Source organism: Massiliimalia timonensis (assembly GCF_900186585.1).
Classification (GTDB): Bacteria; Bacillota; Clostridia; order Oscillospirales; family Ruminococcaceae; genus Massiliimalia; species Massiliimalia timonensis.
Genome location: NZ_FYDD01000004.1, coordinates 1,073,389 through 1,088,076, shown reverse-complemented (window position 1 = coordinate 1,088,076; position 14,688 = coordinate 1,073,389). Strand labels below are relative to the sequence as shown.

At 48.0% G+C, this 14,688-nt stretch carries 14 protein-coding genes and 1 tRNA gene; 12 read left to right on the top strand and 3 right to left on the bottom strand.

All coding sequences use genetic code 11. From position 1 onward, the window contains the following. Positions 1 to 6 precede the first annotated feature (6 nt). The 3 genes from CIB36_RS12880 to CIB36_RS12870 are packed head-to-tail and all read right to left on the bottom strand — an operon-like array spanning position 7 to position 2,441. Complete coding sequence (locus tag CIB36_RS12880; protein ID WP_093989920.1) at positions 7 to 864, bottom strand: GNAT family N-acetyltransferase; 858 nt, start codon at positions 862 to 864, stop codon at positions 7 to 9. Between the two features lie 13 nt (positions 865 to 877). Beyond that, positions 878 to 1,771 carry a DUF2156 domain-containing protein gene (locus CIB36_RS12875; protein ID WP_093989919.1) on the bottom strand — a complete coding sequence of 298 codons (894 nt, stop codon included), beginning with the start codon at positions 1,769 to 1,771 and terminating at the stop codon, positions 878 to 880. Positions 1,772 to 1,775: 4 nt separating this feature from the next. Then, the gene (locus CIB36_RS12870; protein ID WP_093989918.1) at positions 1,776 to 2,441 is read right to left on the bottom strand and encodes a dTMP kinase; all 666 of its coding nucleotides are present in this window, start codon (positions 2,439 to 2,441) and stop codon (positions 1,776 to 1,778) included. A 275-nt stretch (positions 2,442 to 2,716) separates the two neighbouring features. Here CIB36_RS12870 and CIB36_RS12865 point away from each other — a divergent pair. From CIB36_RS12865 to metK, 12 genes are all read left to right on the top strand, one after another. Then, positions 2,717 to 2,800: transfer RNA gene (locus CIB36_RS12865), tRNA-Leu, on the top strand. A 583-nt stretch (positions 2,801 to 3,383) separates the two neighbouring features. Next, a complete protein-coding gene (locus tag CIB36_RS12860) occupies positions 3,384 to 4,304 on the top strand; it encodes a ParM/StbA family protein (RefSeq protein ID WP_093989917.1) in 921 nt (306 codons plus the stop codon). Further along, entirely contained in the window at positions 4,301 to 4,576 is a 276-nt protein-coding gene (locus CIB36_RS12855; RefSeq protein WP_093989916.1) for a plasmid segregation centromere-binding protein ParR, read from the top strand. The genes CIB36_RS12860 and CIB36_RS12855 overlap by 4 nt, the downstream gene beginning before the upstream one ends. Before the next feature lie 106 nt (positions 4,577 to 4,682). Continuing rightward, entirely contained in the window at positions 4,683 to 5,066 is a 384-nt protein-coding gene (locus CIB36_RS12850) for a translation initiation factor 2 (RefSeq protein WP_203226456.1), read from the top strand. Positions 5,067 to 5,206: 140 nt separating this feature from the next. After that, positions 5,207 to 6,364, top strand: coding sequence for a DNA (cytosine-5-)-methyltransferase (dcm, locus tag CIB36_RS12845; protein ID WP_229408256.1), 1,158 nt, complete (start codon positions 5,207 to 5,209; stop codon positions 6,362 to 6,364). Continuing rightward, entirely contained in the window at positions 6,360 to 7,313 is a 954-nt protein-coding gene (locus CIB36_RS12840; RefSeq protein WP_093989914.1) for an amidoligase family protein, read from the top strand. Before dcm ends, CIB36_RS12840 begins: the two co-directional genes overlap by 5 nt. Before the next feature lie 26 nt (positions 7,314 to 7,339). Next, positions 7,340 to 7,837 carry a gamma-glutamylcyclotransferase family protein gene (locus CIB36_RS12835; RefSeq protein ID WP_093989913.1) on the top strand — a complete coding sequence of 166 codons (498 nt, stop codon included), beginning with the start codon at positions 7,340 to 7,342 and terminating at the stop codon, positions 7,835 to 7,837. 161 nt (positions 7,838 to 7,998) lie between these two features. After that, positions 7,999 to 12,171: a SpaA isopeptide-forming pilin-related protein gene (locus CIB36_RS12830; protein WP_093989912.1), complete on the top strand. Its 4,173-nt coding sequence runs from the start codon at positions 7,999 to 8,001 to the stop codon at positions 12,169 to 12,171. A gap of 125 nt (positions 12,172 to 12,296) precedes the next feature. Then, positions 12,297 to 12,635, top strand: a complete 339-nt coding sequence (locus CIB36_RS12825) for a hypothetical protein (protein ID WP_093989911.1) — start codon at positions 12,297 to 12,299, stop codon at positions 12,633 to 12,635. 223 nt (positions 12,636 to 12,858) lie between these two features. After that, a complete protein-coding gene (locus CIB36_RS12820; RefSeq protein ID WP_093989910.1) occupies positions 12,859 to 13,101 on the top strand; it encodes a hypothetical protein in 243 nt (80 codons plus the stop codon). Next, entirely contained in the window at positions 13,102 to 13,494 is a 393-nt protein-coding gene (locus CIB36_RS12815; RefSeq protein WP_093989909.1) for a DUF3846 domain-containing protein, read from the top strand. A gap of 12 nt (positions 13,495 to 13,506) precedes the next feature. Continuing rightward, entirely contained in the window at positions 13,507 to 14,670 is a 1,164-nt protein-coding gene (gene metK, locus CIB36_RS12810; RefSeq protein WP_093989908.1) for a methionine adenosyltransferase, read from the top strand. Positions 14,671 to 14,688: the final 18 nt, after the last annotated feature.

Below are 14,688 nucleotides of genomic sequence, written 5' to 3'. Positions count from 1 at the left end.
TTTCTGCTAGTCGTCCAGCATCAAATTTGTATAAACCTGTCCGGGCACAGTAGCATTCAGTTTTTTCATCATTGCAAAGGGGCGGCGGTTTTCTTTTCCGGAAAAGCCTCCCCAAGGCAGCTTGATAAAAAATTCAGGCGCTTCAAAATAACGGCAGATATCTCCAATCGCGGCACGCAAGCAATCCTCAGGGACTCCCGCCTCCCGGATCCGCAAATGCCCGATTTTATTGATATGATAGACTAAATAACCTTTTCCCAGCTTATTCTCTATCCCTAAATAGGAATATCCTGCCGCAGAAAGTTCCTTTTCCGTATACTCCCAGCAGTCGTCCTGAAGCCGTAAAAATGCCCCTTGCCGGCGCAGGTACGAAAGGCGGTAATCTAAAAACTGCTCCGGCCTGATTGGTTCAAAGCATGTTTTCGCGGAGAACAGTTTGCCATCCTTTTTGGAAACCGTGTCATAGTATAATTGCGCACATACCTCATATCCCAATTTCCGATACATGGAAAATAAAGAAAGTTCGGCCGGCACCAAAGATAAAAAGGAGAACCCCTCTTTTTTACAAGCTTCTTCTACCCGCTCATGGAGCTGCGACATCAGCCCTTGATGCCGGTATTCAGGGAGGGTCGCTACAGCATATACATATCCTCCCTGATAGTAACTCTCCCCGTCCTCTACACAGGCCGGCAAGAGGGTCATCATCGAGATCGGAAGCGTCCCATCTGCACAAAGCCATGTTCGGCTGGGCCGGTATGCCTCTTTTATATAAAAGTTCAGGTAATCATCTTCATCTCCAAAACAACGTTTCCAAAGATCGCGGATCCCTGATATGTCCGTTTCTTTTGCCTGTCTGAACTCCATCTTTCGTTTCCTCTTATGATTCCTTTTCAGTCACAAGATACCGCTCTAACAGGATCACTGGACGGTAAGACATTTTTGCTTTCCGCAAACCCTCCATCCCTAGGTCCTCTTCCCGGTTGATATAACGGTATTGGCTGGCCTCATGTTTGACAAATTCCTGATTGATCGCAGGATACGCCCCGTTGATCTCAGCATATGCCTTCTCGATATGCACAACAAATACATCTTCGTTCACAGCTTCACCAATAGTAAAAGCCACTACCTTGCCATCTACACGTAAAATCCCGCCTACTAATTTTAACTGTTCAAAATAGCGGAAAGAGTTTTTGATCACGCAGATCTCTGCCAATCTTCCGTCATCTGCACAGCCATTCTGGCGGCACCATTCCAGCGCCAGCTCCACACATTCATCCATATTTTCACGGGTGATCGGTTCATAGCTCCAATTATTCTCTTCTTTAAAACGGTTAATATGGTTGCGTTTTCCGTGATATTTTTTCCCTTTTAAAGAAATCAGGTCCTCTGATAAGTAAATATAATCTGCGCTGTCCCGATCCGAAACAAATTCAAATTCCCCGGGAAACGCCTGTTCCAGATCTGCACGCTTATCATTTGTAAGACCATGCATGCGGAACACAAAACCATGCTCTCTGCAATAATTGCGCAACGTTTCAATCACCGGCTTGGGATCATGGGTTCCGATCGGATAAGCGAAAGAAAAATCGGGGGCTTCTCCTGCCCGGAGCACCAGCATATCATCTACAACAGCAAACTGCACCCGATAATGCCCCGACCACAAAAACAGGCTGGAAAAGGTCATTTCGCAGCCCAACTCCTTCACCGCATGAAAGTATGGTTCTATCAGCGGCTGATCTTCAATTTCTGGCTTCTTAAAAAGAATATCCATTCTGTTAAAATACCTCTTTTACTCGTTTCATAATTTCCTGTGCGATCTGTTCGATCGGAAAAGCATTCTTCCCGTCACAGCAGCGCACTAATTCCCAGTGCTGCTTCAAAGCGGCATAATGCGCCGACTCCATGCACCGTTGCATATAATTCATATTCTGCTCATGCAGATCCTTTTTCGTCTGATCTCCGTGATACCGAGACATGATCAGCCGATCTGCAACCGCTCGGGACATATCCAAAAAAATAATTTGGTCTGGCCGCGGAAGACCTAATTTCTGATATTCAAAATCATCTAGCCACTGCAAAAAGGCATCCCATTCCTCCCGGGGGAGCTTTCCCATTTGGTGGATCGCGTTAGAACTGACATAGCGGCTGGCGATCATTGTGATCCCCTGTTCCAGCTTATCCTTCCAAAACTGCATATAACTCGCATACCGATCCACTGCGTAAAAGCTGGAAGCCGCATAGGCGTTTACATCATCAGCGTTGTCCGCAAGTTCACCGTTTAAATATAACTTTACCAAGGCCGAGGAGGGCTGACTATAATCAGGATAGGACAACAGCTCCACCCGGTTTCCCTCATGGCGCAGCTGGTCTGCCAAAAGCTGTGCCTGTGTAGATTTTCCAGAACCGTCCAATCCGTCTAGTACGATCAGTTTGCCTCTCATTTCAGTAAACCTCTTATCTTTAGCATGATAAAAAACAGTCTTCCTTAATCAAATATTCCGCTGCTTTTTAGCAAAATACTATAAAATATCAAGATTATTATACCATAATCCCCCAACAAATAACAAGAATTTTTGACAAGATTTACTTTTTGAACATTCTTAGTTTTTCTTCTGTTTAAATTCCGTGGAATTCCTACAGGAAACACAACTTTTTCCCAGGAATCCCTTGACAAAATTTATTTCGATTGCTATAATATTAAAGCACTTTAAATTATGCGGCAGTGCTGGAATAGGCAGACAGGCACGTTTGAGGGGCGTGTGTCTTTGACGTACGGGTTCAAGTCCCGTTTGCCGCACCATGATGGAGTGACGAAATAGATGTCACTCCATTTTTTTCAGTATTCATGCGGGTTTGCACAGCTTTCGGGTAAATTTTCAAAAATCGATTTACCGTGGATGTCGAGGCAGAAGACCTTAATAAAATAGAGCGAAGGCGGAGTTTTGACCTGATTTTTCAGGCTCAGAACTCCGCTTTTTTGCGTTTATTACCCTTTTTTTCACTGTGGGAAGTGTAGAAATTTCCCGCAGTTTCATAGATAGATTGACCAGTCCTCAAAAAGGGATGGTTTGTAAACCCTCAAAATCCAAGGGATCAGTGCGCCCTTTTTTAGAACCGCTTCGGTCTTAGGACCGGGGCGGTTTTTCTCTGCGATTTTTCAGGGCGGGGAGTTTTCCCCCTCTCTCACACTCTCTCCCCCTAAGTTAAAATTACTTAGCTGGGAAAAGAAATATCTTATGATATATCTTTCTGAAAAACCACTTACAGATCATACAGCAGGATCTGTATTTTGCTCTGCAAAACCGTAGTTTTTCCAGAGAGCTTTTCTTTGGATTTTAAGCACTCACTTTTCAACAAATAACTCGAAAGGATGGAAAAAACTTATGAACATTGGAATCGACCATGGCTACTATGCCATCAAAACAACACATTTTTCTTTCCCAGCCGGTGTGTCCGAGTATTCCTATGAGCCGTATACGCTGCAGAATACCCTGAAGTACGGAGGGAAATATTTCGTGTGCGGAACAGACAGACAGCCGGTCTTAAAAAACAAGATGGAGAACGATAACTACTACCTCCTGACCCTTGCCGCGATTGCAAAGGAAATCAAACAGCGGGGAGAAAAAACAGAGTGCGCTGTGACGGTTGCGGCGGGACTGCCTCTCACCGGATTCGGCAGAGAGAAGAAAGCGTTCCGGGAATATCTCCTGCGTTCTTCCCAGCCGGTCACCTTTGAATTTGAGGGGATATCATATAAAATCACTATTCAGGATGTGAAACTGTTCCCGCAGGGATATTCCGCGATCGTAACCCAGCCCGAACTCATCCGGAATGAACCGTCTGTCCTGCTGATGGATATCGGCGGCTGGACGGTGGATCTGATGCGACTGGACCATGGTGTTCCCAATGCAGCTGCCTGCCGCAGCCTGGAGCTGGGAATGATCAAGTGTATCGATGAAATAAAAGAACAGATCCGGCGGGATACCGGACTGTCCGTGACTGACGCTCAAATAGAACGGATCCTGGAAGAAAAGCCCTGTCAGATGGACGAAACGGTAAAGAAAATCGTACAAAAGCAGGGACGGATCTATACCGAACGACTGCTGTCCGCAGTCATGGAATCAGGGTTTGACCTGAAAGCGCTCCCGGTGATTATGCTGGGCGGAGGGGCTGCGGTCATAAAACGCAGTGTGCGCCAGCAGGATGGCCTGTGTCAGCTTTTGATCCTTTCGGACGACAAGGTAAACGCCAAAGGGTTTGAACGGATTTTGGGGCAGATGCCGGGCTGTGTGGAAAAACGATGAAGCGCCCGGGTTTTACCTTCCGTCCCAATCTGAAAAAACAGGAGCACCGCAGAGCCTGGGAATTTTTGCAGTCTGTGCCGGAAGGAGAAAAGGGTGACTTCTTGGTCCGGGCAATCCTTGCATCGAAACAAAACAGGGGCTGGGAAAATACCTTGCGGAAGGTGATCAGAGAGGAACTAAAAAATGTTTCTTTCCAAACCGTACCGCAGCAGGAAGAACAGATCCCGAAAGAGATAATGTCCTTTCTCAGCTCCCTGACCGGAGAGGAATAGCGGTTGTTGGTTTTGCCTGCTTTGAAACCGTAACATTGTCGCTTTTGGTGATAGCTTTACCGGCAGAGTTTTAGTATGCTTGTGTTGGCCGAAAGGAGGAACCGGGATGGAAACAAAAGGAATCACCTGTAAGATCCCGCTTCAGCTGCACGACAGGATCAGCGGAGAGATCAGGGAAACAGAGAGTACGATGAGTAAATTCATTGAGATGATCATCAACGAACATTATCAGAGAGGAGAGCAAAAAATTATGGAAAAAGGACGGACATTGGCATTTCAGGTCAGTGAGGAATTGTTTGGAAAAATCAAAGAATATCTGGAACGGTATGAAAAAACCTATCGCCGCAGGCTCACACAGCGGGAATTTGTGATCGGACTGATCGAACAGGCGCTTGAAGAAGCTGAGGAAGAATTTGAAGCGGCCAGAGCGGCGGAATATGAGGCAAGGACAGAAGAAACGGAAGATACAGAAGAAAATACCAACGAATAAAAAGGTCAGCAGCAACCCGGGAGATGAACCGAAGTTCACCCCGGGCTGTTTTCATATATATATAGATATCCTTATCCTTTATGAAAGGGGGAATGCCGCTTGCGCATATCATAAATATATCAGAGAAATCCAGGAAAGGTGTGATAAAGAAAAACATACGGTACATTGATCTGTTCTCCGGCATCGGCGGGTTTCGCGAGGGACTCAGCCTTGCCGGAGATTTTACCTGCGCCGGACACTGCGAGATCGACAAATCCGCCGACCGCAGTTACCGGACTCTGTTTGATACAAAAGGAGAGTGGTTCTGTGAAGATATCCGAAAAGCCGACCCAAACAACATTCCCGACTTTGAACTTCTGTGCGGAGGATTTCCCTGCCAGTCTTTTTCGATTCCCGGAAACCGCAGAGGATTTTCCGATCCAAGGGGTACCCTGTTCTTTGAAATTGCCCGGCTGACTGAGGCAAAAAGACCTGCGTATCTGCTGCTTGAAAATGTTCCCGGACTGCTTAATCATGACGGGGGCAGGACGTTTGCGTCCATCCTCGGTACGCTGGACAGGCTGGGGTATGGTTTGGAATGGCAGGTGCTTAACAGCAAGGATTTCGGAGTCCCCCAATCCAGAAAAAGGGTGTACCTTATCGGATATCTTGATGAACGATGCAGAGGAAAAATATTTCCTTTCACCGAAACAGCAGGAACGTCTCTTATGCAAATCCTTCCCGGAGCTCAGGGAGAACGGGTCTATTCCGCAGAAGGAATAAGCTGTACCCTTGCGTCTCAGACAGGCGGATTCGGGGGAAAAACCGGATTGTATGAAGTGGGTCTGCCGATCAAGGAAAATACAAAAAAGGGATATAAAACGGCGTATCCCGGCGACAGTATCAGCTTGGCGTTTGCCGGGCTGAATACCCGCCGCGGCAGAGTCGGCAGGAAAATCGCCCATACCCTCACCACAAACAGCGACCAAGGAACTTTAGAAGCCTGCGCAGTTTTGACGCCTGACCGGGAAAATGTACGCCAGAACGGTCGGCGCATTAAATCTGAAGAAGAACCCATGTTTACTCTGACAGCGCAGGATCGGCACGGTGTTCTGCAGCATGGACGGATCCGGCGCCTGACGCCTCGGGAATGTCTGCGGCTGCAAGGCTGGAGAGACGAGCGGATCGACAGGATCGTGTCGTTTCAGTCGGACGCGCAGCTGTATAAGCAGGCGGAAAACGGCGTTACCGTGACCGTTATCGAGGCGATCGGAAAAAGGCTGGCCGCCGTCCACCGGGAGGTGACAGGCGCCGATTGATCTGAAAGACCAGTATTTCGGATGTGAGATCGAAATGACCGGGATCACCAGACATCAGGCAGCCCAAGCGGTTGCCTCGCTGTTCGGAACTACCGCTGTTCACTGTCAGTCCTCCTCTACCTATGATCCGTGGGAGGTATTTGACTGCGACAGGAAAAAATGGCGGTTTGTCTATGACTCAAGCATCCGCGCGACCCGCCGGGACGGACGCCGGCAGGTCCCGGTCAGCTCGGGGATCTACAAGGTGGAGATGAATTCTCCTAAGCTCAGTTACAGCGAAATGGAGAAACTGCAAACGGTCGTCCGGGCGCTCCGCCACGCCGGCGCGGCAGTAAACGAGAGCTGCGGAATGCATGTTCATATAGACGCTTCTAACCATACCCCGCAGAGCTTAAAAAATGCCCTTTCCATCATGTATTCCAAAGAGGATATCCTGTTTAAAGCATTGAATGTCAATGAAGACCGGGTGGAACGATGGTGCAAGAAGGTGCGTGAGCCTATGCTTCAAAAGATCAGAAAGCTGCCGTCGGATACCTCAATGGAACGGTTAAAACAGGAATGGTACGGCGGTATGGACGGAAGCGATGAGCATTACCACTGGACAAGATATTACGCTTTGAATCTGCATTCTGTCTTTTACCGGGGCACTTTGGAATGGAGATGTTTTGAAAGCACCCTTCACGCGGGAAAGGTGCGGGCAAATATTACGCTGGCATTGGCGGTCTCCGCGCAGGCGGTCAACCAGAAACGGACGGTGATGAGAAAAACTCAGATCAGCGAAAACCCCGCCTTTACCTTCCGCACCTTCCTGCTGCGCCTCGGACTCATCGGACCGGAATACAAAAATGTGAGAGAACATTTACTCAAAAATCTTCCCGGCGACCGCGCTTGGCGGTATGATAGATCCCAATACCCCAGCCTGCAGAACCGCCGGGATCAGGAACGATAACCGAATAAAGAAAGGAGGAATACGCTGTGAAAAGGATTCAGTATTTTGCATACGGAAGCAATATGAACCGAAACCAGATGGCATTCCGGTGTCCCGAAGCGGAGGTTTTGGAAACCGTCCGGCTTGAGGGATACCGTCTGGATTTTTGTACTAACGGAGGCGGCTGCGGCGTCGCAACCATTCAGCCGGAAGAAGGCAGTTATGTGGACGGTGTACTCTGGAGCATTACCGAACAGGATGAACGCCATCTGGATCATTATGAGGGGTTTCCGTATCTCTATAAAAAGGAAACAGTGACTGTTACCGGTAGGAACGGAAAGGAATATATCGGTATGGTGTATACCATGAACGTACCGTACCGGGACGAGCCAGCCCTGCCTTCCCAAAGCTATCTGTATTCGATCCTGGCAGGCTGCAGACAAAACGGTCTGCAGACATTCCCGGCGCTGGAAGCGGTCAGACGCACCCGAAAAAAACTCCCGGAGAAGCAAAAGGTCTTCGTTAAAAGACGGGAGGACCGATGATTTCCCCGCAGTCTGAAAAAAATCAGGCTGCGGGGATTTTTTGTTTTATCCATAAGATTTTTGAAAGAAAGGCAGAAAGGAAATGGAACGATTAAAGAAAGAAACTGATTTTTGTACTGCTGACCCTGCTGTTTTGTATCGGGATCATTTCCCCGCTGGTGATGACAGCAGTCCGGGCAGCAGCGACAGAGGAACTGTATGTCATTGACCTGCCCAGAGCGAATGAAACCAATAAGACCGGGTGGGGACATCCCGCAGTAAAACTGATGAATGGCTGGGGGATGGAGAGCTCAAGCAAGGATAATCTCAAAGCCCTGGGAAGCTATGAAGGACAGGCGGCATACTGTATCGAACCGGGGATCGGAAGCTGGACTTTTGATAAACTGACCCAAAAGGATGAAACCTATTGGGACAGTTATCCGGGTAAATTCAATCAAACCATCAGTCCGGAACTAATCAAGCTGTTCATCGGCAGAGTGATGCATTACGGATATGTGGGAAACGTATCTCCGTCCTGGACCAGTACCAACTCAGGAGCTGACCGTATTGCCGAAATGAAAGCAACTCAGCTGATCATCTGGGAGATCATTGTCGGAGAACGGGACGAACAATTTAATAAGGTGGACGGCGGCGATTACGGAAAGGACAATGTCTTAGACCTGATCCCCTCAAACTATCCCTTACGCAGTGAAACCCTGGAACACTACAACCGGATAGTGAATGCTGTCAAAAAACATGTCAAACTCCCCTCGGGGTTTTCGCGTTCGGCTTCTTCGGCAAAAACCTATCAGCTTACATACGAAGGTTCTGCATATACAGTCACCATCCCGGACGCCAATAAGATGTTGTCCGAATACAGCTTTTCGGCCAATATCTCCGGTGTCACTTTTTCTGTCAGCGGAAATAACCTGGTGATCAAGGTCAAAGATCCGTCCGGTCAGAATATTAAGGTGACCGCCCAACGAAAAAATTCCAAGCGCAGAGGCGTTGTCGTTTGGACGGACGGAACGACCGGTCAGGAAAATGTCAATCAGCGGCAGAATGTGGCAACTTACGGGCAAACAGTGAATGATCCCATCAAGGGATATTTGAACCTGAAGATCGATGACGGTTCCGTCAAAATCAAAAAGACCTCAGAGGATGGAAAAGTGTCGGGAATCTCTTTCCGGACCCAGGGGGAGAACACGGATCAAACGGTCACGACCGGAAGTAACGGTGAAATACAGGTAAACGACCTTGCTCCCGGCAGATATACCGTAACAGAAATATCCTCAAAAGAATATGAACCGCAGGAATCAAAACAGGTCACGGTGATCGGGGGACAGACTGCCTCTGTCACCTTTCACAACACCCTGAAAAAAGGCAGTTTAAAGGTTACCAAAACTTCAGAGGACGGACTGACAGAGGGAATGAAATTCCGTTTGTCCGGCACATCCTTAAGCGGACTGAAAGTGGACGAATACGCCGTAACGGATTCCTCCGGAATCGCTGTGTTTGAGGATATCCCGATCAGCGGCGATACCCCGTATGCGCTGGAAGAAGCGGAAACCGAAGATCGGTACGTTCTCCCCAAGAAACAAAACATTTTGGTCGAATGGAACAAAGTCACTCAAAAGAGTTTCCAAAATGTCCTGAAAAAATGGAGCTTGACGGTCACCAAAACAGATCAGGAAACAGGCACAGCACAGGGTGACGCCAGCCTTGCGGGAGCTGTTTATGGTGTGTATCAGGGAGAGCAACTCATCGACAGGTATACCACAGATGAGTCAGGAAAATTTACCACCAAATACTACACTTGCGGATCCGATTGGTCAATCCGTGAATTAGAATCAAGTGAAGGATACCTGCTGAACCCAGAAATCTACCATGTAGGAGCAGAGCCTGAACTTTATGAAATTGAATATAACGAGATCAGCATGGATGTGACCGAACAGGTGATCAAAGGAAGAGTAGCAATTATCAAACACAGTGATGATGGGCAAACAGGAATCGAAACACCCGAACCGGGCGCTGAATTTCAAGTGTATTTAAAATCAGCCGGAAGCTTTGATAACGCAAAGGAAACCGAGAGAGATACACTTGTCTGTGACGAAAACGGATTTGCCCGGACAAAACTGTTCCCTGCCGGCACATATACCGTACATCAGACGAAGGGATTAGAAGGTACAGAGAAGATCCCTGATTTTGATGTCCTGATCGACGAACATGAAAAGACCTATTTCTATTTATTAAATAACGCGGCTTTTGAATCGATGATCGAAATTGTCAAAAAGGATGCAGAAACCGGCAAAGTGATTCCCGCCGCCGGAGTCGGAGTGAAAATCAAGGATCTCAGTACCGGAGAATTTATCACCCAGCGCATCGATTACCCCACCCCCGCAGATTTGGATACCTTCTATACCGACAGTACCGGAAAGCTCATGCTGCCTCAGCCTTTGCACAGCGGAACATTTGAGCTGCATGAAGTGCAGAGCTGTGACGGATATGTGCTGAATCAGGAGACGATTCCCTTTACCGTTGACGGAACGCAAAAAACAGTTACAATAGATCTTTTTAACACCCCGCAAAAAGGGATCATCACCATTACGAAAACCGGTGAAGTCTTTTCCTCTGTCACCGAATCAGACGGGATTTACCGGCCGGTCTATGAAACGACCGGATTAGCCGGAGCAGCCTATCAGGTGATTGCCGAGGAAGATATCTACACCCTAGACGGGACATTAAGATACAAAAAAGGTGAGATCGTGGATACCTTAGTGACCGGAGAGGATGGGAAAGCCCGGAGTAAACCGATGTATCTGGGGACATTCAAGGTGATAGAAACCGAAGCGCCTCCCGGAATGGTGCTGAATCCTATCCCTCAATCTGTGACTCTCACCTATGCCGGACAGGAGGTTGAGATCACGCAAACAGCGATATCCTTCCAAAATGAACGTCAGAAAATCGAGATCAGTCTGAAAAAGCAATTAGAACAGGAGGAACAGTTCGGAATCGGTATGAACGGTGAACTGTTATCTGTTCAGTTCGGACTGTATGCAGCAGAAGAAATGAAAGCAGCAGACGGAAAAGTCATCCCGAAAGATTCCCTTTTAGAGATCGTTTCCTGCAATCAGGATGGCAGCGCTGTCTTTATAACCGATCTTCCTGTCGAATCCTCGGTATATGTAAAGGAATATTCTGCGGATGAACATTATCTTCTCAGTAACCAGAAATATCCTATTTCCTTTGATTATGCCGGACAGGATACTGCAAAGGTAAAAGTGATTGTCAATAACGGAGAGGCAATAGAAAACGAACTGATCCGCGGAACGATCGAGGGGAAAAAGATCGATGAGGACGGATTCCCGATTGCCGGAGCGATATTCGGTTTGTTTGCACCTGATGAAACCGAAGTTACAGAAAAAACTGCACTGATGACAGCTCAGTCGAATCCGATCGGGGTGTTCCTCTTTGAGGATGTTCCCTATGGGGAATGGATCGTGCGGGAATTAAAACCGGCACCTGCCTTTGTGCTGAATACCGCCAATTACCCTGTTACTGTTTCTCAGGACAAAGAGATCATCAGGATAGAAATTGAAAACAGATTCCTGACCGGGTCCGTCCGGGTCGTAAAGGTTGATGAAGAATATCCGGATCATAAGCTGTCCGGCGCGGTATTTGAAGTTTATGCGGATGTGGATCAAAACCGACAATTCGATGAAAAGGCTGACAAATTAGTCGGCGAACTCACCGAAACCCAGCCCGGGATCTATCAGCTGGACGGTTTACGGTATGGCGGATTCTTTTTGCATGAAAAACAGGCGCCTGAATTTTTCCTGCCGGATGATCACTGCTATTACTTTGAGATCAAAGAGGACAATCAAACCGTTACAGTGTCAAATCGGGACGACGCTCAGTTTTCAAACAGGGCGAGGACCGGATCTTTGAAGATCGTCAAGACCGCTGAGGACGGAAAGATCGAAGGACGGACCTTTCAGATCACAGGAACTGATTTTACGGGCAGAGTGTATGATCAAACATTTGCCACAGATGAAAACGGAGAGATCCGTGTTACTCTCCGTCCGGGCGAATACACCGTATCGGAACAGACCGGGAAAGACACTGATCAATATATCCTGCCGGATGAGCAAACGGTCACGATTGTCCCGGACAAGGAGATCACCGTTCGGATGCATAACAGGCTCATTCCCAAAATCGAACTGCCGAAAACGGGTGATCATTCTCTTTCCGTTATCATCATGTCAGGGATTGCTGTATTAACTGCAGGAACCAGCCTGGTATTACTGCTCATCAAAGAGAAACGAAATCGGAAGAAAAACCAGAATAGAAAATAGCCGCCAAAAGTTTTCAATGTCTCCAAACAATCTCAAAACTATCTTATCCTATGCAGAGTCTTTTTTTGATATGTTGTAACTACCCCAACTGGGTAACACAATATACAGAAAGGATGAATCATATCATGAATGCACAAGAAAAGATGAGTATGCTCAAATGTATTGCTCTCGCGCAGCTAAAAGACGGTGATGAGAAAAGTTTGCAAAGAAGCAAAATAATTGCCGGCTTGATCGAAGAAGACTGCCTTGGTGCTATCGTCACGCCGGAGGAAGTCAGTCAGGCTTGTCGTCTTTCAGAATATGAACTAATGTATTTTAAGGAAAACCGTTTCGTTGTTCTTCCGAATGAACAGAAAGAACTTATTCAATGGATGCAGGAATTAACATCAATCGAGATAATATCGGAAACTGTAAAAGAACAAATAAGGAAAGCTATTGAAATTTTAATTAACGAGTGGAAATAGCAATATAGAAAACATAATTGAAAATCAGCAAGAAGTATTTAATTGGCTCAAGCAGCTATGGGAGGGAGAACTGCTGGACAAAAAAGGAAAGGCTCAAATTAAAGAGGCTGTTCAATTTTAGAAGATTATTGGTCAGCCATAGAATAAAAGAAAAACATACACTCGCAATCGGGCGGGACGTTAAAGGACGTCCCGCCCATCGTTTTTTGATCGGAGGAATTGAGTGAAGAAAGGATTACTGGAAAAACTGACCGAACAACACCGTACCGTGATCTCCAATCTGCGCCTTGTACCGGAACTTAAATGGGCGGCACTCGGAGATCTGTACCGGCTGCCAAACAAAGAGCAATACCCCTTAAAAGAATGGGAAGAAGCGGTGTCCTATCTGCTGGGGTGTACGGTACAGTTTGCAAACTATCAGGAAATCGAAACAAGTCTCAAACCGTTTTCACTGGAGGTGAAATAGATGAAAGTATTGCTTGTAGAACCGGGCAAAGAAGCGCGCCCTTTTGAACTGAAAAATGAGCTTCATGAAATGCAGCGGATAGTAGGCGGTCTCATTCAAGCGATTTATCCGTGGGAGGAACCGGTCGCACTGGTCTGCAATGACGAAGGGAAAATGATGGGACTGCCGCTCAACCGTGTGCTGGGCGATTACGATGTGATCGCAGGAACCTTTTTTATCTGCGGTATTGAGGGAGAAAACTTCTGCGGTCTGACCGAGGAACAAATGCGGAAATATCAGCAGATGTTTCTGAGTCCGGAACAATTTCTTCCTGCGCAGGAAGGGATCGTATGCATCCGCACAAAGCCGGCAACTTCCCAAAAGTCCAAAAAACCCGCCGATTATGAACGGTAAAGGAGGAGTACTATGACAAAAATATATACCGCCGAATCAGTTACGGAAGGACATCCGGATAAGCTGTGCGATCTTATCGCCGACAGCGTGCTGGATGAATGCCTTTCTCATGATGCCCTTTCGCGTGTAGCCTGCGAAGTGATGGCTGCCCGGGGGCAGATCATTGTTGCCGGGGAGATCACCAGCCTCTATGAACCTTCTATCCCTTCGATTGTCCGTTCGGCTCTCAGGGGAGTAGGCTATGATCCGGCTCATTTTACCATCCAGTGTCACATTCATAAGCAGAGCCCGGACATTGCCGCAGGGGTGGACTGTTCGTTAGAACAGCGCCGTGGAGTGAAAAAAGAAGGAATGTCCCTGCGGCTGGGAGCCGGAGATCAGGGGGTGATGGTGGGATACGCTTGTGACGAAACTCCTGAAATGCTCCCGCTGCCCGTCGTGCTGGCACATCGTCTGACGAAAACACTCACCGCTGTCAGAAAATCGGGTAAGCTCCCCGCTCTGCGTCCGGATGGGAAAGCGCAGGTCACTGTGGAATATATGGAGGACGGGAAACCGTTGAGACTGGACACCGTTGTGCTTTCTGCCCAGCACAGTCCTAAGATTCCGGCGGACGAACTTAGCTTTGAACTGACAGATAAGGTGATTACCCCTGCTTTGCAGATCCTGCCGCCGGATGAGGATACAAAAATCCTCATCAATCCGGCCGGAAGGTTTGTGTCAGGCGGACCGTATGCCGATACCGGTCTGACCGGACGAAAACTCATGGTGGACAGTTACGGTGTGTTCGCGCCCCACGGCGGGGGCGCTTTCTCCGGAAAAGACCCCACCAAGGTCGACCGTTCGGGCGCATACATGGCGCGGTACATTGCCAAAAACCTTGTGGCGGCAGGGTTGTGCAAACGGTGTCAGGTGACCTTGGCCTATGCCATCGGGGTAGCAGAACCGGTGATGGTACAGGTGGATACCTTTGGTACCGGAACGGTCTGCGCAGACGACTGCCTGGCAGAAGCGGTAAAACTGGTGTTCGGATTAACGCCGGCTGAGATGATCGCAGGTTTGGATCTGCTCACGCCGAGATATGCTGACACTGCCGCCTACGGGCATTTCGGCAGACCGGAATTTCCGTGGGAACGCACCGACCGGGCAAAGCTTCTCCGGGATACGGTGATCTAACGGAAAGGAGTGTGCGGA

What these genes read in the sequence shown, in the direction of transcription:
- CIB36_RS12880 (WP_093989920.1), bottom strand. Translation starts at nt 864, where the DNA reads ATGGAGTTCAGACAGGCAAAAGAAACGGACATATCAGGGATCCGCGAT.
- CIB36_RS12875 (WP_093989919.1), bottom strand. Translation starts at nt 1,771, where the DNA reads ATGGATATTCTTTTTAAGAAGCCAGAAATTGAAGATCAGCCGCTGATA.
- CIB36_RS12870 (WP_093989918.1), bottom strand. Translation starts at nt 2,441, where the DNA reads ATGAGAGGCAAACTGATCGTACTAGACGGATTGGACGGTTCTGGAAAA.
- CIB36_RS12860 (WP_093989917.1), top strand. Translation starts at nt 3,384, where the DNA reads ATGAACATTGGAATCGACCATGGCTACTATGCCATCAAAACAACACAT.
- CIB36_RS12855 (WP_093989916.1), top strand. Translation starts at nt 4,301, where the DNA reads ATGAAGCGCCCGGGTTTTACCTTCCGTCCCAATCTGAAAAAACAGGAG.
- CIB36_RS12850 (WP_203226456.1), top strand. Translation starts at nt 4,683, where the DNA reads ATGGAAACAAAAGGAATCACCTGTAAGATCCCGCTTCAGCTGCACGAC.
- CIB36_RS12830 (WP_093989912.1), top strand. Translation starts at nt 7,999, where the DNA reads ATGACAGCAGTCCGGGCAGCAGCGACAGAGGAACTGTATGTCATTGAC.
- CIB36_RS12825 (WP_093989911.1), top strand. Translation starts at nt 12,297, where the DNA reads ATGAATGCACAAGAAAAGATGAGTATGCTCAAATGTATTGCTCTCGCG.
- CIB36_RS12815 (WP_093989909.1), top strand. Translation starts at nt 13,102, where the DNA reads ATGAAAGTATTGCTTGTAGAACCGGGCAAAGAAGCGCGCCCTTTTGAA.
- metK (WP_093989908.1), top strand. Translation starts at nt 13,507, where the DNA reads ATGACAAAAATATATACCGCCGAATCAGTTACGGAAGGACATCCGGAT.